The sequence below is a fragment of the Deinococcus piscis genome, from assembly GCF_014653275.1.
Classification (GTDB): Bacteria; Deinococcota; Deinococci; order Deinococcales; family Deinococcaceae; genus Deinococcus; species Deinococcus piscis.
The window spans coordinates 1-21,143 of record NZ_BNAL01000012.1 but is presented as its reverse complement, the minus strand read 5'-3'; the positions used below and the strand labels follow the sequence as shown (position 1 = coordinate 21,143).

Here is a 21,143-nt window from a genome sequence, read left to right as displayed (position 1 = left end):
TATCGCATGGCGGGGGGTCCTACTCTCTAGAGCTTATGAGGTCAAAAGAGTGAGTGACATAGATGACTACGAGTTGAGACAGATGTTCACCTCTGCAACTCGCCGTGCGCGTTTACGCAAACCCAGATCTGTGGATGAGTTCATGGACTTCTTTGCAGAAGAAATGAACCTTGAATTTGCCGAGTTATGGGGTAGAAGACACGGATACTGCTGAAGTTCAGGACCAGGGAGGCTCGGAGTATATGGGCTTCCTTGAGTTCCATACACTCAAAAAATCCGCAAAACTTCCTTGCATAGGCAGTTGCGCGACGTACAGACGACACCCAGTTCCAATAATCCATCCCATAGGAGGTGATGGTTTCTGGCACATTTTTCTATACTGGATGAACCCTGGATTCCTGTCTTGAAGGCAGACGGCACGCAGGCAGAAGTGTCCCTGCGCGACACGCTGCTCCGGCCTACGCTGTACCGACGCATTGACGCGGGCCACCCGCTGCATACGGCGGCGCTATACCGCCTGCATCTGGCAATCCTGCACCGCGCCCTGGCTGGGCCAGCCGATGCCAAAGGGGCGGCGGAGTGGTATCTGCATGGCTTTCCCGCGGACAGGGTGGAAGCGTATCTCAGCCGGTATGCGGGCCGCTTCGATCTGTTCGGGCCGCAGCCGTTCATGCAGATGGCGGGCCTGAATCCCGCCGAGGTGGGCGAAAACTTCCGCAGCCACTGGACGCGCCTGAGCACGGAGGAAGGCAGTCCGAATACCACGGCGCTGTTCAACGTGGAAGCCCGGCCCGGCGGTGACCGCAGCGACACGCTCACGCCCGCGCAGGCGGCGCGGCAATTGCTGGCGCACCAGTCGTTTGCGCTCGGTGGGCTGATTAAACGGTTTACGACCTCAGCGCGGGCGGCCCCTGTCGCCACCGCTGCCCTCTTTCTGGCGGAGGGGAGCGACCTGCAGCAGACGCTGGCGCTGAATCTGACGCCCTACACGCCGTCCATGCAGGCCAAAGACCTGCCGGTGTGGGAGCAGCCGCCGCTCAGCGTGGCCGATATTCAGCGCATTTATGCAGGCAAGGAACCGTTGGCCCGCCCTGCCGAGGGGTACGCTAGCCGCTATGGGTGGCCCAGCCGCAGCGTGTTGCTGCTTCCCGAAGAGACGCCGGAAGGGGTGCGTGTGCGCAGCATCGGCTTTGGCGCGGGTGTGCCGCTGGCGGGCGCAGGTGAAGGCAGTGGCAGCAACACCGACCCGATGGTCACGCTGCGCCCCAGCCGCGATGACAAGAGCGAGCCTTACCCGTACAAGCTCAGCCGGGACCGCCTGCTGTGGCGTGACCTGACCGCCCTGCTGCCGGACCCCGCCGCTGCCGTCACCGAAGGCAAAAAGGGCAAGGTCAAGACCAAGCCCGGACGCGCCCCGGAAGTGCTGCTCCACGCTGCAGAGGTGATGGAGCTGGCCCACGCGCAGGCCCAACTCTCCCTCTCTGGGCGTCCCAGTCAGGACGAAGCCGAGGACTGGGACGCCCCCCTGCCCGATGCCCACGCCCGGCATCCGGTCATTCCGGTGCAGGTGTTCGGGCAACTGACCGACCAGGGCAAGGCGTTCGCCATGCGGCAGGAGTCGTACACGCTGCCACAGGCGTTCATCGAAAACCCGGACAAGTTCAGGAATTACGTCAGGCAGTCGCTGGACGACGCCACTACGGTGGGCGAGGCCCTGCGCCGCTCGGTGTTCGTGATGGCGCAGGAACTGCTGAGTAAAGGCGGTGACCGCAGCCCCGACCGCGCCGATATCACCAAGTTGGCTGACCAGATTCCCGCCACCCCGACCTACTGGCAGTCGCTGGAAACGCCTTTCCGCGCCTATCTGCTGGAGCTGGACCGTGACCCGGTGCAGGCCACGCGGCGCTGGCACGCGGCCCTGCGGCGCTCGGCCCTGCGCGGCTGGAATGTGGCCGAGGAAGCCGCTGGCCTGAATGCTGCCGGACTGCGGGCGGTGCAAAAGTCGCAGGGGCTGCTGCTTAAAGCGCTGGGCACGCTGCTCGGAGAAGAAGGAGGTCAAAGTGACCCAAATTAAAGAGAACAGGGCGGCGGATGACCGGGTTGCCCGCTTCGTAAATGAACTGGCGCGGCTGGAACGCGGCCCACTGGCGCAGCTCCGGCGCGGCCTGGGCGGTGACGAGCGCAGCGTGTACTGGCTGGAAGGACTGTACGCCCGTACCGGCTACGGCGCAGCGCCCAAGCACACCAAAGATGCGCTGCAACTGCTGGCCGGGCTGTACGCCCTCAAACCCCAGGCCCGCGACGAAGGTGAAGAACCGGACATCTCTGGCGAAGCCGAAGCTGCCGCCAAAGCCGAACAGGCCCCCAGCATTGGCCGATTGATGGGCCGCCTGTATGTGGCCCAAGGAGCAAGGCCCAGCACCGAAAAGCGCTTTCTGGCCCTGCTGGACGCTGACCGTGACGGTCTGAATTACCAGATGCGCCAGGCGGTGATGTTGCTCGCCACCGAAGACCTAACGCCCGACTGGGTGCGTCTGGCAAGCGACCTGCTGCACTGGGGCGATCCGGTCCGCCGCCGCTGGGCCAGGGAGTTTTACAGCGAGATTCACCGCGAACCGCCGCAAGGCAGCGCCGCCCCCACTGACGAACCCACCGAACCCGCCCAACCCTCTGCCCCGGAAGGAGCCACCGCATGAAAGCCATCCTCGAACTGCACTACCTCCAGAATTTCGCCCCCAGCAACCTCAACCGTGACGACACCGGCAGCCCCAAGGACGCTTTTTTCGGGGGTACGCGCCGCCTGCGGATTTCGTCGCAGTCGTTCAAGCGGGCGATGCGGCAGGATTTTGCCCAGCGCCAGATTCTGAGCGAAGCCGAACTGGGCCAGCGCACCAAGCGTGCCCACGAGGAGATTGCCCGCCGCATTCAGGCCCAAGGCAGCACCGACGCCGAGCGCCTGGCCGCCGCAGAACTGGCGCTGGGCGGTCTGGGTCTGCCTATCAAGGAAGGCAAGAGCCAGTACCTGCTGTTTCTGGGCCGCGACGAATTGCAGCGTGTGGCCGACATTGTCAGCAACAACTGGAGCGAGTTTCAGGCGGCTGCGCCCGAGCCTGAACCCGAGGGCGGCAAGAAGAAGAAAGCCAGCAAAAAAGCGGCGCTCAGCGGCGACCTCAACGCACAGCTCAAGGGTGCCCTGAACGGCTCCAAGGCGGTAGATGTGGCCCTGTTCGGGCGGATGCTGGCCGACCTGCCCGACAAAAATGCCGACGCTGCGGCGCAGGTGGCGCACCCCATCTCCACCCACGCGCTGCGCGAGCGGCAGTACGACTTTTACACGGCGGTGGACGACCTCAAGCCGCAGGACAATGCCGGGGCCGACATGCTGGGCACGGTAGAATTCGCCAGCGCGACGATGTACCGCTACGCCGCCATTGACCTGCAAAAGCTGCTGGACAACCTGCAAGGCGACCGCGAACTGCTAGAAAAGGGGCTGCGGGCCTTCCTGTACGCCAGCATTTTCGCTGCGCCGACGGGCAAGCAAAACACCTTCGCCGCGCACAACCTGCCCGCACTGATGGTGCAAGTCGTTCGCACCAACGCTTCGCCGCGCAACCTTGCCAATGCTTTTGAAAAAGGCGTGGTGGCCGAGCGGGGCAGCGGTTATCTGAAGCCCAGTACCGAGGCGCTGGCCGACGAGATGAAATGGCAAAACAGCGTTTTCGGGGATGCAGGACAGGCCCGGTTCATCGCCCGTGAGGGGGCGGCTGAAGTGTTCGGCACCGAGATGCCGTCGGTGGACGCGCTGATTGAGGGCACGGTTGCCGCAGCCATGAGTGCGCTGGAGCAGTAAATGGCGACCCTGCTTCTGAGGCTGGTGGCTCCCATGCAGGCGTGGGGCAGCCGCAGCCGCTTTGACGACCGCGACACCGAGGCCGAACCGACCCGCAGCGGTGTGCTGGGCCTGTGTGCGGCGGCCCTGGGCATCGACCGTGCCGCGCCGATAGACGACCTCACGCGCCTACGCTTCGGCGTGCGGGTGGACCGGGAGGGCGGCGCGGGCCGCGATTACCACACCGCGCAGCTTCACCCCGGCCACCCCAAGACCAAGACGGACGTGACCACCCGCTTTTATCTGTCGGACGCAGCCTTCTGGGCGGGGCTGGAGGGGCAGGACACCGAGTTTCTGCACCGCCTGTACGCGGCTTTGCAGGCCCCTCACTGGCCGCTTTCGCTGGGGCGCAAGGCTTTTCAGGCGAGCTTGCCGATTTTTGCGAAGCCGCCGCTGGAGTTACCGCTCTGGGACGCACTTCAGCAAGCGCCCAGCCTGCGCCGCCGCCAGGACGGGGAGCCGTACCGTTTCGTGCTGGACCGGGACGCGGTGCCACAGGCCCTGCATAAAGCGGCGTCTCCCTCGCGGCGGCAGGACGTACCGGACGGCCCCTTCGCGCAGCGCCGCTACCGCTCGCGGGAAGTGCTGACCGTCACGGGCGCTTTGGACGTTCCCGCCGACCCCTTCGTTCTCCGGAACTGGCCCGCACCAGAGGAGGCCAGCGCATGAGCCTTTATCTCTCCCGCCTCTTTCTGAACCCCCGTGACCGGCAAGCGTCAAACGACCTCCGCAGCGCCTACAGCCTGCACCAGACCCTGCGCTGGGCTTTCCCGAATGCGGGCGAAGTTCCCGGCCCGTTGCCCGAGGGCGAACGCCTGCTGTGGCGTGACGACGGCCCGCAGGGTCTGCTGGTGCAGAGCGTGTCCCGGCCCGACTGGGACGCCATTGCTGCGCGTTCGCCCGACTACTTTCAGGCCGAGCCGCATGTCAAACCCTTTGACCTGTCCGGCCTCCAAGCGGGCCAGACGCTGGCTTTCCGTCTGCGGGCCAACGTGACTGCGAACCGCTGGCGCGATGGGCAGGACAAGACCGCCGAACCGCGCACCAAACGCGAGGCCCTGCGCGGCGCGAAGGAGCAGGTGGACTGGCTCGAACGCCAGGGCGAACGCGGCGGCTTTTCGCTCATTGGGGCCGACATCGCCCAGAGCGGCAACGTGCGGCTGTACAAGGCGCGGGGTGGCCCGCCCATGACGTTCTTCGCGGTCACCTTTGAAGGACTCCTGCGGGTAGAAGACCCCGCCGAACTGGCTGCCACGGTTCAGGGAGGCATCGGCAAGGCCAAGGCACTGGGCTTCGGCCTGCTGAGCCTCGCGCGGGGGTAGCCCATGACCGAAGGCACCCCCATCATCTGGAAGCGGCAGAACCTGCGCGAGTTGCCCAAGTTCCGCGACGGCACATCGTACCTATACCTCGAACACACGGTGCTGGAGCAGAATGACCGCTCCATTCAGGCGTTTCACCCCGAAGGCATGATTTCCATTCCGTGTGCCAGCCTGGGCGTGCTGCTGCTCGGCCCTGGCAGCAGCGTGTCACACAGCGCGATGACCGCCCTTTCCCGCACAGGTTGCTCGGTGGTCTGGGTGGGCGAACAGGGCGTGCGCTTCTACGCAGCGGGCGTGGGCGAGGCGAGCAAATCACACCGCCTGATGCGCCAGGCCCGGCTGTGGGCCAATGAAAAGAGCCGCATGCGGATCATCCGCCAGATGTACACCATGCGTTTTCCCGAAGGGCTGCCGGATGACCTGAGCCTGCAACAGATTCGCGGGCGCGAGGGGGCGCGGGTCAAGGCGCTGTACTCGCGCTACAGCAGCACTTACGGCGTGCGGTGGGAGGAGCGCAAGTACAACCGCGCCAACTGGGACGACGCAACCCCTATCAACAAGGCCATCAGTGCCGGGAACACCTGCCTGAACGGGCTGGCGCACGCTGCCATCCTGAGCTGTGGGTACACGCCCGCGCTGGGCTTTGTCCACACCGGCAAGCAGCTGAGCCTGGTCTACGACATCACCGACCTGTACAAGATGGAAATCGTCTCGCCCATCGCCTTTCAGGAAGCGGCCAAAGGCGGCGAGGACATTGACCGCCGGGTACGCCTCGCCCTACGCGACCACATCCGGCAGTCGCGCCTGCTGGAGCGTATGGCGAACGACCTGCTCACCCTCTTTGACGACGAGTACAAGGACGACCCACAGGGAGAAGACGTGGGCGACCTCTACGACCCGGACGGCGACGTCGCTGGGGGTAAAAACTATGCCTGAGCAGGTGGGCGCATGGTGGTAATGACCCTGGAAAAGGTGCCGGACTCGCTGCGCGGCGAGCTTTCGCGCTGGCTGATTGAGGTGCAGACCGGCGTGTATGTCGGCGCGGTAAGTGCCACTGTCCGCGACCTGTTGTGGGACAAGGTCGTGCAGCACGCCCGCGCTGGCCGCTGCACCCAGCTGTTTCGCAGCAATGGCGAGCAGGGTTTCACCATCCGGATGCACGGCGAGGCTCGGCGGCAACTGGTGAACATAGAAGGCTACCAACTGGTGGCCGTGAAAGACGCCCGCTACGAGAAGCTTCTGCCCGACTTCATGGCACAGGACGAGGAGGAGTGGGAAACATTGTGATCTGTATCCAGGGTGTGTGAGGATACCAAACGGCTCCTTTGGGCCGAGAAGCATGACAGGAGAAGTGTTTTCCCCGTGCAGGCGGGGATGTTCCGTTGCGTATTCCATATTTACTCCTGCCACCTTAGTTTTCCCCGTGCAGGCGGGGATGTTCCGGCGACCGCGTGCCCCTGGAGGCCCTGGTGCCGGTTTTCCCCGTGCAGGCGGGGATGTTCCGGCGGGGCAAAAAGCGTCACCCCCGCCGGGTGAGTTTTCCCCGTGCAGGCGGGGATGTTCCGCTGTAGGCGTGGGTGTCAGCAACGGCATGACCGTTTTCCCCGTGCAGGCGGGGATGTTCCGCACCTGGCCCCGCTCCAGCTGGAGGTCATCCGGTTTTCCCCGTGCAGGCGGGGATGTTCCGTGGGACCGGGCTTTCGCGGCCCTGAGTCGGCTGTTTTCCCCGTGCAGGCGGGGATGTTCCGCAGCCGCGCTCAGCAGCAGCTCATCACACAGAGTTTTCCCCGTGCAGGCGGGGATGTTCCGGCCCTGGAGGTGAGTGAGGAGCTGAACGCGGCGTTTTCCCCGTGCAGGCGGGGATGTTCCGAGCGCCTGGTGGCCGTGAAGGGTGTAGGGGACGTTTTCCCCGTGCAGGCGGGGATGTTCCGGCCCACTTCACCATCTGGGGCCAGGATGCCCAGTTTTCCCCGTGCAGGCGGGGATGTTCCGCAAAAAATGAGCTTATGAGACATGGCTTATGGGTTTTCCCCGTGCAGGCGGGGATGTTCCGCCCGTGTGGTGCCGCCCACGCCGGAGGACCGGGTTTTCCCCGTGCAGGCGGGGATGTTCCGAGCACCCAAACCGCTGAACTGGTGTGGGTGCGGTTTTCCCCGTGCAGGCGGGGATGTTCCGTTTCTGACCCGGCAGACAGACCGCCCGGTGGCGTTTTCCCCGTGCAGGCGGGGATGTTCCGGCGCGGATTGAAACCGACTGGGCAGACCGGGTGTTTTCCCCGTGCAGGCGGGGATGTTCCGTGCGGGCGCTCTGGGGCGTCCATGTGGACCGGGTTTTCCCCGTGCAGGCGGGGATGTTCCGACCCCCAGTGCCCCCGCCGTCAGCATTGGCAGGTTTTCCCCGTGCAGGCGGGGATGTTCCGTGCTTTTCGTCATCGTCAGCGCGGGCGATTTTGTTTTCCCCGTGCAGGCGGGGATGTTCCGAAGGCCGTTCGGGAGCTGGATTATTCTGCAGGGTTTTCCCCGTGCAGGCGGGGATGTTCCGACGCCTCTGCTCCGTGATGTGCTGGTGCCACTGTTTTCCCCGTGCAGGCGGGGATGTTCCTATGTCCCCCTCACCACGGCCATGCTGGCAGGCGTTTTCCCCGTGCAGGCGGGGATGTTCCGGTGCTGAACGCGAATGCAGCCGGGGCGCAGTGGTTTTCCCCGTGCAGGCGGGGATGTTCCGGCCCCGACGAGGGCACCCAAGCCGCATGATTCGTTTTCCCCGTGCAGGCGGGGATGTTCCGCCCCGCTGTGCCGGATAGGCGGGCGGGGCGTGGTTTTCCCCGTGCAGGCGGGGATGTTCCGCGCTCGAACATCCCCGGCTCGGTGCGGAGGACGTTTTCCCCGTGCAGGCGGGGATGTTCCGCCCAGGGGCGGCCACGCGGGTTGTTCCTCCGGGTTTTCCCCGTGCAGGCGGGGATGTTCCGTCTGGGCATAGACTCACGTCATAGATCACCGTGTTTTCCCCGTGCAGGCGGGGATGTTCCGCGGATGAGTTCCGCCAGGACTTGCATCTGTGCGTTTTCCCCGTGCAGGCGGGGATGTTCCTGTCTCAATCAGAGACATCTACAGACATTGCTAGTTTTCCCCGTGCAGGCGGGGATGTTCCGCGGAGCGCAAGGAACTAGAGGATGAACGCCTGGTTTTCCCCGTGCAGGCGGGGATGTTCCACGCTGGCACAGGCTCAGGCTGAGAACGATGACGTTTTCCCCGTGCAGGCGGGGATGTTCCAGCCACAGTATCACTCAGCAATCTGGGTCAAATTGGTATGCCCTTTAAAAACCAAAGTACTTTTGAAAATCGAGAACCTTTAAGTTAGACTCCTGTCGTGAAACAAAAATTATTCGGCAGTTCCCTCCTCGCCTTGACCCTGCTGGCCTCGGCCAGTGCAGGCGGCGCAGGTCAGCCAGCTCGGCCTATCGTGGTTCCTTCTGCTCCGGCGCAACCAGGCGTACATGCGGCGCCCAATGCTGCCAAGCCCGTGTCCAGCGGCTACAGCATGCGCGTGGTCAGCACCGGCTTCGAAATGCCCTGGGAAATTTCTACGGGGCCGGACGGCTGGCTGTGGGTGACGGAGCGCCTCGGCAAGCGTGTTGTTCGGGTGAATCCTCAGACGGGCACCAAGCAAGTTGCCGTGAATATTCCCGAAGCCCTCGCTGGTGGGCAGCACCTGGGTGTGCTGGGCATGGCGCTGCATCCTGATCTGCTGCGTGGCGTGGGCCGGGACTGGGTCTATGTGACCTACACCTACGGCTCGGATGCCGATGAGAAACTGGTTCACAAGCGTATCGTGCGCTACACCTTTGACAAGGCGGCGGGCAAGCTGACCCAGCCCACCACCGTCATTGAGAACCTGCCTGGCGGTCTGGACCACAACGGGGGCCGTCTCAAGTTTGGGCCGGATGGCAAGCTGTACCTCAGCTTTGGCGAGCTTGGTCACAACCAGCTGGCCCACGTCTGCAAGCCCATTCGCGCGCAGGAAATGCCCAGCGCCGCGGATATCGCTGCGGGCAACTACGACCTGTATGTCGGCAAGACGCTGCGCCTGAATGTTGATGGCAGCATTCCCACTGACAACCCCAGCTTTGACGGTGTCCGGAGCCACATCTACACCGTGGGACACCGCAACACGCAGGGCCTGGCCTTCGGGCAAAATGGGCTGCTGTACTCCAGCGAACAAGGCCCCAACACCGACGACGAAATCAACATTCTCGCGGGCGGAAAGAACTATGGCTGGCCCCACATTGCGGGCTATCAGGATGACCAGGCCTACGCCTACGCCAACTGGTCGGCGGCCCCCAACTGCGAGACGCTCGAGTTCAACTACTCCAATCCGCCTGCCGAAGTGCCGGTGGTCAAGGAAAGCGAGTATGATGGGGCCGACTACACTGACCCCCTGATGACCTTCTGGACGCGCCCCAAGACCCACGATTTCAGTGACGTGGCCTGCGAAGGCTGGACAGGTTACCTGTGCAACCCCACCACTGCGCCCAGCAGCATTGACATCTACGAAAAGAGCTTTGCGGGAATTCCCCACCTTCAGAACTCGCTGCTGATGACCAGCCTCAAAGATGGCGCGGTCTACCAGATTCCTCTTAGCCCCAGTGGGCAGAATGCACGCGGTCAGGCTGTACCGCTGCCGGGCGTGACCACGGTCAACCGCTACCGCGACCTGGCCTTCTCGCCCGACCAGCGCACCATTTATGTGGCCACCGATAGCAGCGGCAGCATGCTGATGCCCAATGGTCAGCCCAGCAAGGCCCTCGCTAACCCTGGAGCCATTCTGGCCTTTACCTACACCGGCAACTGAGCTGAGCTGATATAGCAGCAACGCCATGAGCGTAGGGGGAGCTCCCCTTGCTCATGGCGGCTTCTTGATGTTGTGCGCTGCCAGGTAGACCAGGACAGAACTGCACCAGGACACAACTGGATCAGCGCACAGTGAGGGCCAGCCGGGGCAGGAGCTTTCTTTCTCCTGTTCATGGCTGGCCCTCAGGTGATCCCGGAGGTGGGGATGCTCTGACTCAGCGCAGTTCGTACCATTGGCTGGACAGCGGAGCCAGGGTGCCAGCGGCGGTGGTGCCCTGCAGGGTCAGGGTGTTCCTGCGCTCTGCAAACAGAGGCTGGAGGCTGCCCACGGTGCCGGGCAGCTGCACCTTGACCGACTGGCTCACGGTGTCGTCGAGACTCACGACCTGCACGTAGCGGCGGCTGCCGTAGGTCCACATGTGCGCTTTGACCTGGCGGTTGCTGGCGGCGGCGGGCAATTCGGTGCGCTGCCCTTCGGTCAGGGCGGGGGCCAGCACCTTCACTTCGCTGGCGAGGCGGCGCAGTTCGTCGTTCAGGCCAGTGTAGCTGGCGAGGTCGTTGGTGCGGTCCAGGTAGGTGTAGTACAGGATGCCCTTGACCCCAGCGGCAATCGCCTGGTTGGTCATGTTGTTCAGCTCGGCAGGCGTGGGGTAGCGGCCATTTTCCCAGCGGAAGCTTTGCAGGTTGGCGATGGGCAAGGTGCCTTTGGCGCTGGCCTCAGCCACCAGGCGGGTCATCATCGGGTACACCACGTTCAGGGGATCGCCGCCGTCCACAGGGTAGCTCTGGTTGCCCACGGCATCGGCGCGGCCAAAGTACTCGGTGTGGCTGCTGGCGTACGAAATCGCCATGCTGGTGTAGGTCAGGTGGTTGGGGTCCAGCTGCTTGACGCTTTCGCTGCGGCGTTGCAGCTCTTCAGGGCTGACGAGGCGGTTGCAGTCGTCGGCCACCATCCAGCCCAGCAGCGCGGGGTGGTCCTTGAACGTCCGGATGGAGGTCTCATTGAAGTCTTCGACCAGCATCTTCATGCCGCGGGCCTGCGCAGCGTCCAGCAGCTTGCGGTAGCCTTCCAGGTCGCCTTCCGGGTCAAACATGGTGGAGTTCATGGTATTGAATCCCAGGTCGGCAATGGCGTGCATGTCGCGCATCCGCCGCTCGGCGTCGCCAGCCCAGGAGACATGATAAAAGCCCATCGGGAACATGGCCTGGCCGTTCACCGTCAAGGTGCCGTCAGCGCGGACCTGGGCCGTGCTAGGACCGACGGGCGCAGTGGGTGCCGGCGCGGGAGTGGGCGCAGGGGCCGGTGCGGGCGCTGGAGCTGGGGCCGGAGCCGGTGCTGTAGGGCTTTTCGGAGTTTTGCGGGCCAGCGATTCCAGACTGTCTGCAGGGGCAGCGTCAGGAGTGGGCGCAGCGGGACTGGTGGAGCAACCGGCCATAAGCAAGCCTACCAGAGCGTAAGTCAAACCACGTTTTTTCATAGGACCTTCCTTCGGTGGCCCGGCCAACTCTGATGCAAGTCCCCAAGGGGCTGAGCATGAAAGTTCCGTAGGCTTTGCGTCCCCTCTTCACAGAGGGTTTGCCTTTATCGAGAAGCGATGGATGAAACTAAGCGGACAAGAGGGCAGGAACTGTAATGATTCGGAAATCAAGCGGACACAATTCCTCCGCGCTAACCGAAAAAATAAAGGTTCTTTAATAACCACTTTCATACAAACCTTCAGGGTGAATTCTGCGGGCGTCGCTGGGGGGTCAGCGTACACGGACCACAGCGACCTGAAGCGGTGCCAGCTGACCATGCACGCTGCTGCCGTCTTGGCGGAGGGTGGCGCTTTCGGGACCGCCTATGGGTTGCCAGAGGGTGGGCGCTTCAGGCAGCTCTAGATCGAGTGTCTGGGTGTCTTTGCGGCTGGTGTTGATGGCCACCACGTAGCCTTGCCACTCCCCGCCAGGAGTCTGGCCACGCAAATAGGCGGTCAGCGGTCCCTGGGGAGCCGTGTCCAGAGAAATCAGTTCGCCGTCCAGCAGCAGTGGGGCCAGCAACGACACTTCTTTGGACAGACTTTGCAGGCTTTTCCACACGAAAGGCTCGGCGTTCAGATCCACTTCGGGAGCGCGGTAAGCGTAATACACGACGCCTTTGACTCCGGCCAGCAGCGACTGATAGGTCATGTTGCGGATTTCGCCGGGTGTGGGTTTGGCCACTCCCCAAAAGGCACTTTGCAAGTTGGCGATGGGCACGTTGCCCTGCGCCTGCGCGCTCTGGACAGCGCTGCGCATCATGCGGTAGGTGACGCCGATATCGTCGTTGCCGATGGGGTAGCTCTGGTTGCCAATCAGGTCCGCCGCCGCGAAGTAGGGCGTTTCGGGTCTGTGTTGCCCCACGGCCAGACTCAGGTAGGTCAGCTTGGCCGGGTTCAGCGCCTTGAACTGGGCGCTGCGCTCCGCCGCCTGCTCAGGGGTGTAGTTGACATTGACATCGTCGGCCACCTTGAAGCCCAGCAGCGCCGGATGCTGCAAGACGCGCTGCTGATTCTCTGCAGAAAGCCCGTAAGGAATGACGAACATCCCCGCTTGCTGCGCCTGATCCAGCAGTGCTGTGAAGTTGGCGCTGTCCCGGTCATTGACCGGCTCCGTGATCATCAGATTAAACCCAGCCTGCGCCAGCCGTTCAAGGTCCTGGGCACGCCGTTCGGGTGTGCCTTGCCACGCCCATGAGACGTGGTAAAAGCCGAAAGGAAAAAAAGGGTGGCCGTTGACCAGCACGGTGCCGTCGGGCCGGTGGGTGACCGCAGTGCTCTGCATGCCCTGGAGGCCCAAGGAAGCTGGCGCTGGAGCGGGCGAAGGTTGCAGGAGCTGGCACCCGGTGAGCAGCGCTGTGAGCAGTGGAGCCACCAAAAGGCCCCGTCGCTGCCACGCAGGCTGAAGAATAGGTCGCATGCCCTGACTCTAGGCGGACCTCATGAGACTCCCCGTGCGGCGGACTCATGCCCTGCGCTCCTCGGACTCAGTCCACTCTTATGTTTGGACCGCGCCGGAACGACTTACCGCAGAGCCAAATGGAGCCGCTGGCGCTCCTGATCGGCCACCACATAGAACCACTGCCCGTCTATGCGCACATTCTTGCCCGCAGGCCGCAGCACGCTTTGCTGCTCTAGGGCGTAGTTATGCGTGCGGCGCAGCGCCACAACTTCCGAGGGCGAGAAGTTGGTCCGGACCTGCGAGCGCAGTTGCTGGAGCAGGGCGCTGAGCTCCTCAGGGGAGCGCTTGCCCAGAGACTGCATCAGGCTGCGGATGACCTCCTGTTGCCGTTCGTTGCGGCCCAAATCACCCTTTGGGTCATCTTTGCGCATGCGGGTATAGGCCAGGGCCTGCTCCCCGTTCAGGGTCACCCGGCCAGGGCGGAACTGCTGTCCGTCCAGCTCAAAGGCAAAAGGCGGACTAACCTCCACGCCCCCCACCAGGTCAATGACGCGCTGGAACCCGTCCATGCTCACTTCCACGAACTTGTCCATCGGGATGCCCAGGAACCGCTCTACCGCGAGGGTCTGCAGTGTTGGGCCGCCCAGGGCGTAGGCCGCATTGATTTTCGCCATTCCGTCGCGCTCGGGGATCTGCACGCGGGTGTCACGCGGAATGCTCAAAAAGGTCAGCTTCTGCGCCACCGGGTCAAAGGTCAGCACCACCAGCACGTCACCCCGGCCCCTGCCCAGCTGCGGTTGATCATTGCCGATCAGGAGGATGTGCAGCCGCGTCTGGGTCGTTAGCCGCTCGGAAAAGCGGGTCGGCGCAGTCTGTGGCGCTGCACTGTGACCTGAATTGGTCTGAGGGCCTGCATTGGTTTGCGCCGTAGAACCGCTGGCGCTGGTTGGAGCCCTGGGCTTGGGCTGGGCGTCCGCTGCTGGCGCGCTGGCCTGACTGGACGCAACGGGCGACCTTTGTTCGGCTGGCTTGTAGCGCCCCCATGACACAGGCTGGTCGGGGGAGGGGGGAGGCAGCTCGGCAAAGACCGGGTCATCCAGCACGCCGGGCAGGGGCGGGAGGCTGTCGCCTTCCAGTTCGTAATAGACGTCCTGGCCTAGCTCCTGTACCTGCTGGCGCTGGTAGGTCAGTCCCCCCAGGGCCAGGGCCACCGCCAAGACGAGTCCTGCCCATTTGTGCCGCGCCTGCATCCGCCAACTATAGCGGGCCGTCACGGTCAGCCCGTGTGCCTTTTTTTCTTTTGCACAAATGCACCGCAGCGGCCGGTGCAAGCTAATGCTGGCTCAAGGTGCAGTCAGCCGCGCTGTGGGAGCAGAGGCTATGCTGAACAGCACTATGGTGGACCTGCTCCGATGACTGGACCTTCTCGCGCCACTCCTGCTCCCGCTCCCAGCCCGCCGCCAGGACTGCGGACGGGCATGCTGTGGACCGTGGCCGGGCAGGGCATCTACTCCGCCGCCCAGTGGCTGATGGTGATCATCTTGGCCCGCAGTGGCGGCGCTGTAGACGTCGGCCTCTATTCGCTGGGCCTTGCGCTGACGGCCCCGCTGTTCTTGCTGCTGGGGCTTCAGCTGCGGGCGGTGCAGGCCACGGACGCCCAGCACCGTTTCGAATTCCGTGATTACGCAGCGCTGCGTGTGCCCAGCATGATCTTGGGGTTGGGGGTCACCGCTGCGCTGGCCTGGCTTTATCCGCACGCCAGCGGCCCGGTGTGGTGGCTGGGCGTCGCCAAGGCCCTAGAGGGCGGCAGCGACCTGGTATACGGCTTGATGCAGCAGCGTGAGCGCCTGGACTGGATTGCGCAGTCCACCCTGCTGCGGGGCCTGCTGGGACTGGCGCTGCTGGCCGGGGTCTATCAGCTGACCGGCGACCTCACGCTGGCGGCAATGGGGGTGGCCGCTGCCGGGCTGATCACGCTGCTGCTGTTTGATGTGCCCCGTGCGCGCCGCCTGGTCACTGGGCACTGGTGGACCTGGCCGCCCAGCAGCACCCTGCTGCGCTTGGCGTTGCCGCTGGGCGTGGTGATTGGGTTGGTGTCGCTGGGCACCAACTTGCCCCGGCTCTTTGTTGAGCGGCTGCTGGGCGGCGAGGCACTGGGCATCTACGCGGCGCTCAGCTATGTCACGGTGGCCGGCAGTGTCTTTGTGGTCGCCCTGGGTACGGCCCTGACCACCCGGCTGTCTCAGATGTTCGCCCGTGGTGACCGGGCCGGGTTCATGCGCCTGACCCTGATGCTCATGGCCGGAGCGGGCGGCGTAGGGCTGCTGCTCACACTCCTGAGTGCGGTGGCGGGTGCGCCACTGCTGTCGCTGCTCTACGGCCCCGCCTACGCTGAGCATGCCCGCACCTTTTTCTGGCTGACACTGGCGGGGGCCGCCGGTTATCTGTCCTCGTCGCTGGGCTTTGCGGTGACCGCCGCGCGGCGGTTCCGCGAGCAGTTGCCCCTGTTTGCCGGGGTGACGGCTGTGCTGGCCCTGGCCTGCTGGTGGTTTATTCCGCGCTTTGGCCTGCTGGGTGCGGCGGCAGCCACCCTGACCGGGGCCATCACCCAGTTGCTGGGCAGTTGGCTTATCGTGGGGCAAGCGCTGGCTGCTCCGGCAGCCGAACAATCCGCCCCTTTTCCAGATGAATCTGGCCCGTCCTCTCCCGATTCCCTGTCAGGAGCCCCATAAATGCCTGTTTCCGACCTTTCTTCTCTCTCCCTTGAGCGTCCAGTGCGTGTCCTACACGTGACGGGCAACCTTGACCGCGGCGGCATCGAAACCTGGCTGGTCAATGTGTTTCGCCGCATTGACCCAGACCTGGTCAAGATGGATATCTTGATCGCCAGCCCCTCACCGCATATCGGTGAATATGAGCCTGAACTGCGTTCCCTGGGGGTCAGGATGATTCATGCTCCCGCCAGCAACCAGCTGCCGCAGTTTGTGCGGGCCTACCGCCAGGCGCTCCAGCTGTACGGGCCGTACGACGTGGTTCACAGCCATGTGCATCATTTCAGCGGCCTGTTGCTGCTGCTGGCACGCCTGGCTGGGGTGCCGGTCCGCGTGGCGACCAGCCACACCGATACCAGAAATGCAGACGCCCAGGCCAGCCGGGGCCGCGCTGCCTACATCCAGGCGATGCGGGCCGCCCTACAGCAGTCGGTGACGCACCGCACCGCCGTCAGTCAGGCCGCTGCAGAAGCACTGTTTGGCGCAGACTGGACTTCTCAAAAGGTCCAGATCATCACTCTGGGGATAGACCTGGCGGGCCTGCAAACTCCGCGTTCGGTTGGGGGCCTGCGTGAAGAACTCGGGCTAGAGCCGGGCGTGCCGGTCCTGGGCTGTGTGGCACAGCTGCGGCCCGAAAAAAACCATGCCTTCTTGCTGGACGTGTTGGCCGAGCATGTTCGGAACTCTGGCCCCGCCTATCTGCTGCTGGTGGGGGAAGGCGGCGAACGTCAGGCCATTGAGGCGCAGGTGGCCCGACTGGGCCTCCAGCAGTGGGTCAAGTTGCTGGGCTCCCGGCCCGATGTGGCTGACCTGCTGTGGCTGATGGACGCCTTTGTTCTGACTTCGCGCTTTGAGGGCCTCAGCCTGGCTTTTATTGAGGCGCAGGCAGTTGGTCTGCCGTGCATCGTGTCTACCGGAGTGCCTGTCACCTCGGATGACCGGCGCTTTCCGCTGATCGATGTGCAGCGGTTGCCGCTGGACAGTGGTGCTGCGGCCTGGGCCGAAGTGGTGGCGGGTGCGCTGGAGAGGGGGCGTCATGATCCACCCCGCATGGATTTTGAAGTGGCTGAGACCACGCAGGACCTGACCGAGTTTTATATTCGGGCCAGCCGGGGCGAAGTGTGAGCCTCCCGTGGTCAGGCCCGCAGGTGCAGGTGCTGCCCACCGCTGGTCGGCGCGCCGCACCTGCCTTGGAGCGGGCGGTCATCTGGTTGCTGGGCGCTTTTGTTGCTGCGCAGTGTTTCGGGTTGCCGCTGCTGGGGGCTGGTCCCTGGGCACTGTGGCCTACGCTGGCCGATGCCCTGCTGTGGCTGGCGCTGCTGCTGTCGGTGCTGTACCGCGCTCCGCTGCGGCCTGACCTGCGGCCCCTGGGGCAGGGATTGGCGGCCATCACCGCGCTGTCGGCACTGTCGGTGCTGCTGCTGCTCGTGATGGGGGACGGCCGTCTGAATGTGGCGCTTCCCTTTGGGGTATTTCAGCTGTTCAAGCTGATTCAGTTGCTCGGCGTGTTCTGGATGGCGGCGCGCTTGCCGCTGTCTCAGCCAGTCCTGGACAGCTGGGAAAAGGCTGCCCGCTTTGGCTTTCTGGTGATGGTCGTGACCGTCACTTGGACCTATTTCTCGCCTGCCATCCCCAACTTCCTGGGCCAGTTCCTGCCGCGCGGGCTGGGGGTGTCGGGGCCGTGGGAGTCGTACTACCTCCACAATGAGCGGGGGCTGGGCACCCTGGGTTACAACCATGCCCACGTGGCGGCGATGGTGTTGCTGCAGGGCGCACTGCTGATGATGCTGCGTCCGCTCAAGTCCAATACCTGGGTGCTGCTGTGCATCGTGCTGGCGTGCTTCCTGTCGGGGGCGCGGGCGGGCCTGGTGGGGGCGCTGCTGTTCGTGCTGCTCGAAGGGCTGCGCACGCCGCTGCGCTCTACCCTGATGGTTCTGCTGGCGGGTGTGTTGGCGCTGGCGGCCATGCCTTACCTTCAGACTGAGCTGGACAGCTTGATTGCCCGGCAAGCCACGATTCTAGAAGCTGGCAATGTCGAAAATCTGGCCGGGCGCGGCGACATCTGGCAGACCTACGTGAAGAATCTGGCTGCCGACCCGCTGCGGTTGCTGCTGGGCAGCGGCATGGGCTCTGGCATCGCCAACAATGGCTCGAACGCTCACATGATGGTGCTTCAGGTGCTCTACGAAACTGGAATTGCTGGGCTGAGCGTCATGCTGATGCTGTTCGGGTGGTTGATGTCCCGCCTCTACGCCCTGCGAGACCACCGGGCGGGCATCGCGCTGAATGTCCTGATCGGGCTCTGGGCCACGACCTTCGCCACTGAGACGCTCTATCCCAACTCGGCGTTTGGTTCTTTCTTGCCGCTGCTGGCGCTCGTCACCGTGGTGGCGCTGACTCCGGCCAGCGCAGCCGTACTGGCTCCGAATCCAGGCAGTGAATATTCCCCAACCCTTCAGGAACCTGCCGCCGCGCTGGCCTCATCCCGTACCCTGGGCTGGGAGGACTGAACTGTGCGTGTCAGCGTGGTCTTAGAACAGAGATTTATACATACGGCAGACGGAGCGACCTACGACAACGGGCATGCCACCTACGCCCACTGGGAGCGCTACCTGAATACCTTTGAAGAAGTGCAGGTGGTGGGCCGCTCACAGCTGGTCACGGCGGTCCCGCCTGGGTACCGCCGCGTGGACGGGACTGGAGTCAGCGTACTGCACGTTCCCTACTATCAGGGGCCAGTGGGGCTGCTGCGGCGCTTGCCGGGCGTCCTGCGGACCCTACGGCGCGGCCTAGAGCCGCAGGACGCAGTCATCGTGCGGCTCTCTGGGTTGCTTGGTCACCTGGCTGCTGGCGTGCGGAAGGCGCAGGGGCGTCCTTTTGCTGCCGAAGTGGTCAATGATCCCTACATGGCCTACGGCCCCGATGGCACCCGTCATCCCCTGCGGCCCCTGTTCCGCGTCATCTTGACCCGGCTCACCCAGATGCAGTGCCGTGAAGCTGACGCAGTGCAGTACGTGACCCGTGAAGCGTTGCAGCGCCGCTATCCGCCGCGCCGGGGGGGTGCCTCCTTTGGCGTTTCGGACGTCTACTTGCCCCCGGAGGCATTCAGCGCCGGGCCACGCCACTACAGTCAACCGGCCCAGCTTGCCGTGCTGGTGGGCAGTCTAGAACAGCCACACAAAGCGGTGGATGTGGCCATTGAAGCGCTGGCCCAGCTGCGCCGCGCCGGTCAGAACGTGCGGCTGCGGGTGGTGGGCGACGGTCCGCTGCGCCCCGCTCTGGAAGCCCAGGCCGAGCAAGCTGGCGTGGCGCAGGACGTGGAATTCGTAGGGCAGCGCAGTACGCCGCAGGCGGTGCGCGCTGACCTGGACGCCGCCGAATTGCTGCTGATGCCTTCGCGTACGGAGGGCCTGCCCCGTGCGCTGCTCGAAGCCCAGGCGCGGGCACTGCCTGCGATTGGCTCATCGGTGGGCGGCATTCCCGAACTGATTCCAGACGAGTATCTGGTCCCGGCGGGTGACGCTGCGGCCCTGGCCCGCGTGTGGGGCGCACTGGCCGCCGATCCAGAGGCGCTGAGCCGCGCCAGCGCCCGCAACTTGAACCTGGCCCACGAGTACGCTGACGACGTCCTTGACCGCGGGCGCGAAGCTTTTCGGCAAGTGGTCCGCGCTCAGACCGCCGTGAGGGAGAACTGATGAAAGATAAGCCACACACCATTTTGTACACGACCACCACCGCCATCGCTTCGCTGGCCTTTTTCTCGGAGCATTTCGGGCATCTGCGCCGTCAGGGCTGGGACGTTCACTTTGTGACGCCTGCCGAACCGGCGGATCAGGTGCAGCGGGCTGTGGCGGCCAGCGGAGCCACCCATCACGCGGTCCCATTCGCACGCGAAATCTCACCGCGCCGTGATCTGGTCGCCCTGGGACAACTGCTGGCTGTTGCCGCGCGGGTACGCCCCGATGTGATCAACTTCTCCACTCCCAAAGCCGGGCTGCTTGGCGGTCTGGTGGGGGCCGCTCTGGGCGTGCCGCTGCGGGTGTATTTCATTCACGGCCTGCGCAGCGAAACTGCCGCCACGGGCCGGCTGGCCCTGCTGCGTCCTGTGCTGCTGATGATGGAGCGGCTGACGGCAGCCTGTGCCCACGAGGTGCTGTGCGTCAGCGCTTCCAACCGCGATGAAGCGGTGGCGCTGGGGCTGGTGCCTGCGTCCAAGATTCGGGTGCTGGGAGCGGGCAGCCCAGCTGGAATTCCGGTAGAACGCTACGCCCATCCCGATTCGGAGGCCGTAGCCGCCGCCCGTGAGGAACTGAACCTGCCCGAAGGGACTCCTGTGGTGGGTTTTGTGGCCCGCATGGCTCCCCAAAAGGGCACCGAAGAGCTGCTGCTGGCCTGGCCGCAGGTGCATGCACAGGTGCCGCAGGCCCGGCTGCTGCTGGTGGGCGTGCCTGACCCGGCCAACCCGCTGTCGGATGAAGCCATGCAGGCTTTCCGTGAAGCGCCGGGCCTGGTCCAAGTGGAGTTCGAGTCGGATATGAGCCGCCTCTATCCGCTGATGACGGTCAACACGCTGCCCAGCCGCCACGAGGGCCTGGGCATGGTGGTGCTGGAAGCTGGGGCCTACGGGGTGCCGAGTGTCCTGACCGAGGCTTCCGGTGTACGTGACGCTGGCGTGCCCAACGAAACCTGCTTGCAGGTGCCTGCTGGCGACGTTCCCGCCCTGGCAGACGCGCTGGTGCAGATGCTCACCGACACCCCTTTGCGGGAGCGATTGGGCCGCCAGAGCCAGGCGTGGGTCAGCGAGAACTTCGCCCAGGAAAAAGTCTGGGCGCTGTGGGATGACTTTTACGCAGAGGCCTGGGAGAAACGTCAGCGGGCAGTGCAGGCAGCGCGGCCCTGGAAGTGGGCTGCCGCTGGTATTGGCGTGGCTGCACTGGCGCTGAGATTGGCCCGGCGTTAGGCGGCGCGGGAAAGACACTAAGAAAACCACAAGGAACCACAAGGAAGAGAAGGCCTTAGAGCGTGTTTGAAAAGGTTCAAACAGACCGCTCCAGTCGTCGCAACATGAGTCGAATATTCGCCAAGTAAAACCAGGCTTCGGTGGTCTGTGGCAATATTTCATAGTCCCTCGATAAGCGTCTAGAACGGGTCAGCCAAGCCAAACTCCGTTCGACAACCCAGCGACGTGGTTGGACAACGAACCCTCGTTGTCCAACCACTCCTTTGACAATGTCCATCGTCCAACCCAGCGTCTCTCTGGCCCAACGGACCAACTGTCCCGTATAGCCCGCATCTGCCCACACATGCCGAATACGTGGGAACCGGTTGTAAGTCTGTTCAAGCAGGGGAAAGCCCCCTGACCGATCTTGAATATTGGCCGCAGTCACCCGCA

Annotated in this window: 17 protein-coding genes, 1 CRISPR repeat array and 1 riboswitch; of the genes, 13 read left to right on the top strand and 4 right to left on the bottom strand. The window is 64.2% G+C overall.

The annotated features are described in order from the left end of the window. Positions 1-361: 361 nt before the first annotated feature. From casA to IE158_RS06135, 8 genes are all read left to right on the top strand, one after another. Positions 362-2,074: a type I-E CRISPR-associated protein Cse1/CasA gene (gene casA / locus IE158_RS06170; RefSeq protein WP_189642827.1), complete on the top strand. Its 1,713-nt coding sequence runs from the start codon at positions 362-364 to the stop codon at positions 2,072-2,074. Beyond that, entirely contained in the window at positions 2,061-2,696 is a 636-nt protein-coding gene (casB, locus tag IE158_RS06165; RefSeq protein WP_229838945.1) for a type I-E CRISPR-associated protein Cse2/CasB, read from the top strand. The genes casA and casB overlap by 14 nt, the downstream gene beginning before the upstream one ends. Next, a complete protein-coding gene (cas7e, locus tag IE158_RS06160; protein ID WP_189642790.1) occupies positions 2,693-3,850 on the top strand; it encodes a type I-E CRISPR-associated protein Cas7/Cse4/CasC in 1,158 nt (385 codons plus the stop codon). The genes casB and cas7e overlap by 4 nt, the downstream gene beginning before the upstream one ends. Further along, on the top strand, positions 3,851-4,558 hold the full coding sequence (gene cas5e / locus IE158_RS06155) for a type I-E CRISPR-associated protein Cas5/CasD (RefSeq protein ID WP_189642789.1): 708 nt from the start codon (positions 3,851-3,853) through the stop codon (positions 4,556-4,558). Then, the gene (gene cas6e, locus IE158_RS06150) at positions 4,555-5,211 is read left to right on the top strand and encodes a type I-E CRISPR-associated protein Cas6/Cse3/CasE (RefSeq protein ID WP_189642788.1); all 657 of its coding nucleotides are present in this window, start codon (positions 4,555-4,557) and stop codon (positions 5,209-5,211) included. Before cas5e ends, cas6e begins: the two co-directional genes overlap by 4 nt. A 3-nt stretch (positions 5,212-5,214) precedes the next feature. Beyond that, entirely contained in the window at positions 5,215-6,147 is a 933-nt protein-coding gene (cas1e, locus tag IE158_RS06145) for a type I-E CRISPR-associated endonuclease Cas1e (RefSeq protein ID WP_189642787.1), read from the top strand. 12 nt (positions 6,148-6,159) lie between these two features. Beyond that, positions 6,160-6,498: a type I-E CRISPR-associated endoribonuclease Cas2e gene (cas2e, locus tag IE158_RS06140; protein WP_189642786.1), complete on the top strand. Its 339-nt coding sequence runs from the start codon at positions 6,160-6,162 to the stop codon at positions 6,496-6,498. Between the two features lie 66 nt (positions 6,499-6,564). Further along, positions 6,565-8,484: a CRISPR direct-repeat array (repeat unit 29 nt; unit sequence GTTTTCCCCGTGCAGGCGGGGATGTTCCG). A 96-nt stretch (positions 8,485-8,580) separates the two neighbouring features. Further along, positions 8,581-10,062, top strand: coding sequence for a glucose/sorbosone family PQQ-dependent dehydrogenase (locus IE158_RS06135; RefSeq protein ID WP_229838944.1), 1,482 nt, complete (start codon positions 8,581-8,583; stop codon positions 10,060-10,062). A gap of 214 nt (positions 10,063-10,276) precedes the next feature. Here the strand turns inward: IE158_RS06135 and IE158_RS06130 are convergent, their stop codons facing one another. From IE158_RS06130 to IE158_RS06120, 3 genes are all read right to left on the bottom strand, one after another. Beyond that, positions 10,277-11,539 (bottom strand): glycoside hydrolase 5 family protein, encoded by a 1,263-nt coding sequence (locus IE158_RS06130; RefSeq protein WP_189642785.1) that lies wholly within the window; start codon positions 11,537-11,539, stop codon positions 10,277-10,279. Between the two features lie 10 nt (positions 11,540-11,549). Continuing rightward, positions 11,550-11,652: riboswitch (cyclic di-GMP riboswitch) on the bottom strand. Between the two features lie 158 nt (positions 11,653-11,810). Further along, positions 11,811-12,998 (bottom strand): YdgH/BhsA/McbA family protein, encoded by a 1,188-nt coding sequence (locus IE158_RS06125; RefSeq protein WP_189642784.1) that lies wholly within the window; start codon positions 12,996-12,998, stop codon positions 11,811-11,813. Positions 12,999-13,102: 104 nt separating this feature from the next. Next, positions 13,103-14,230, bottom strand: a complete 1,128-nt coding sequence (locus tag IE158_RS06120) for an LCP family protein (protein ID WP_189642783.1) — start codon at positions 14,228-14,230, stop codon at positions 13,103-13,105. 162 nt (positions 14,231-14,392) lie between these two features. Here IE158_RS06120 and IE158_RS06115 point away from each other — a divergent pair, with 162 nt between their 5' ends. Genes IE158_RS06115 through IE158_RS06095 form a run of 5 tightly spaced genes read left to right on the top strand, consistent with a single transcriptional unit; the run spans position 14,393 to position 20,711 of the window. Next, positions 14,393-15,712 (top strand): lipopolysaccharide biosynthesis protein, encoded by a 1,320-nt coding sequence (locus tag IE158_RS06115; RefSeq protein ID WP_189642782.1) that lies wholly within the window; start codon positions 14,393-14,395, stop codon positions 15,710-15,712. Then, on the top strand, positions 15,713-16,876 hold the full coding sequence (locus IE158_RS06110; protein WP_189642781.1) for a glycosyltransferase: 1,164 nt from the start codon (positions 15,713-15,715) through the stop codon (positions 16,874-16,876). Then, a complete protein-coding gene (locus IE158_RS06105) occupies positions 16,873-18,261 on the top strand; it encodes an O-antigen ligase family protein (RefSeq protein ID WP_229838943.1) in 1,389 nt (462 codons plus the stop codon). The genes IE158_RS06110 and IE158_RS06105 overlap by 4 nt, the downstream gene beginning before the upstream one ends. Positions 18,262-18,264: 3 nt before the next feature. After that, positions 18,265-19,446, top strand: coding sequence for a glycosyltransferase (locus tag IE158_RS06100; protein WP_189642780.1), 1,182 nt, complete (start codon positions 18,265-18,267; stop codon positions 19,444-19,446). Beyond that, positions 19,446-20,711 carry a glycosyltransferase family 4 protein gene (locus IE158_RS06095; RefSeq protein ID WP_229838942.1) on the top strand — a complete coding sequence of 422 codons (1,266 nt, stop codon included), beginning with the start codon at positions 19,446-19,448 and terminating at the stop codon, positions 20,709-20,711. The genes IE158_RS06100 and IE158_RS06095 overlap by 1 nt, the downstream gene beginning before the upstream one ends. Positions 20,712-20,787: 76 nt before the next feature. Here the strand turns inward: IE158_RS06095 and IE158_RS06090 are convergent, their stop codons facing one another. After that, positions 20,788-21,138 (bottom strand): transposase, encoded by a 351-nt coding sequence (locus IE158_RS06090; protein ID WP_268248063.1) that lies wholly within the window; start codon positions 21,136-21,138, stop codon positions 20,788-20,790. Positions 21,139-21,143 lie beyond the last annotated feature (5 nt).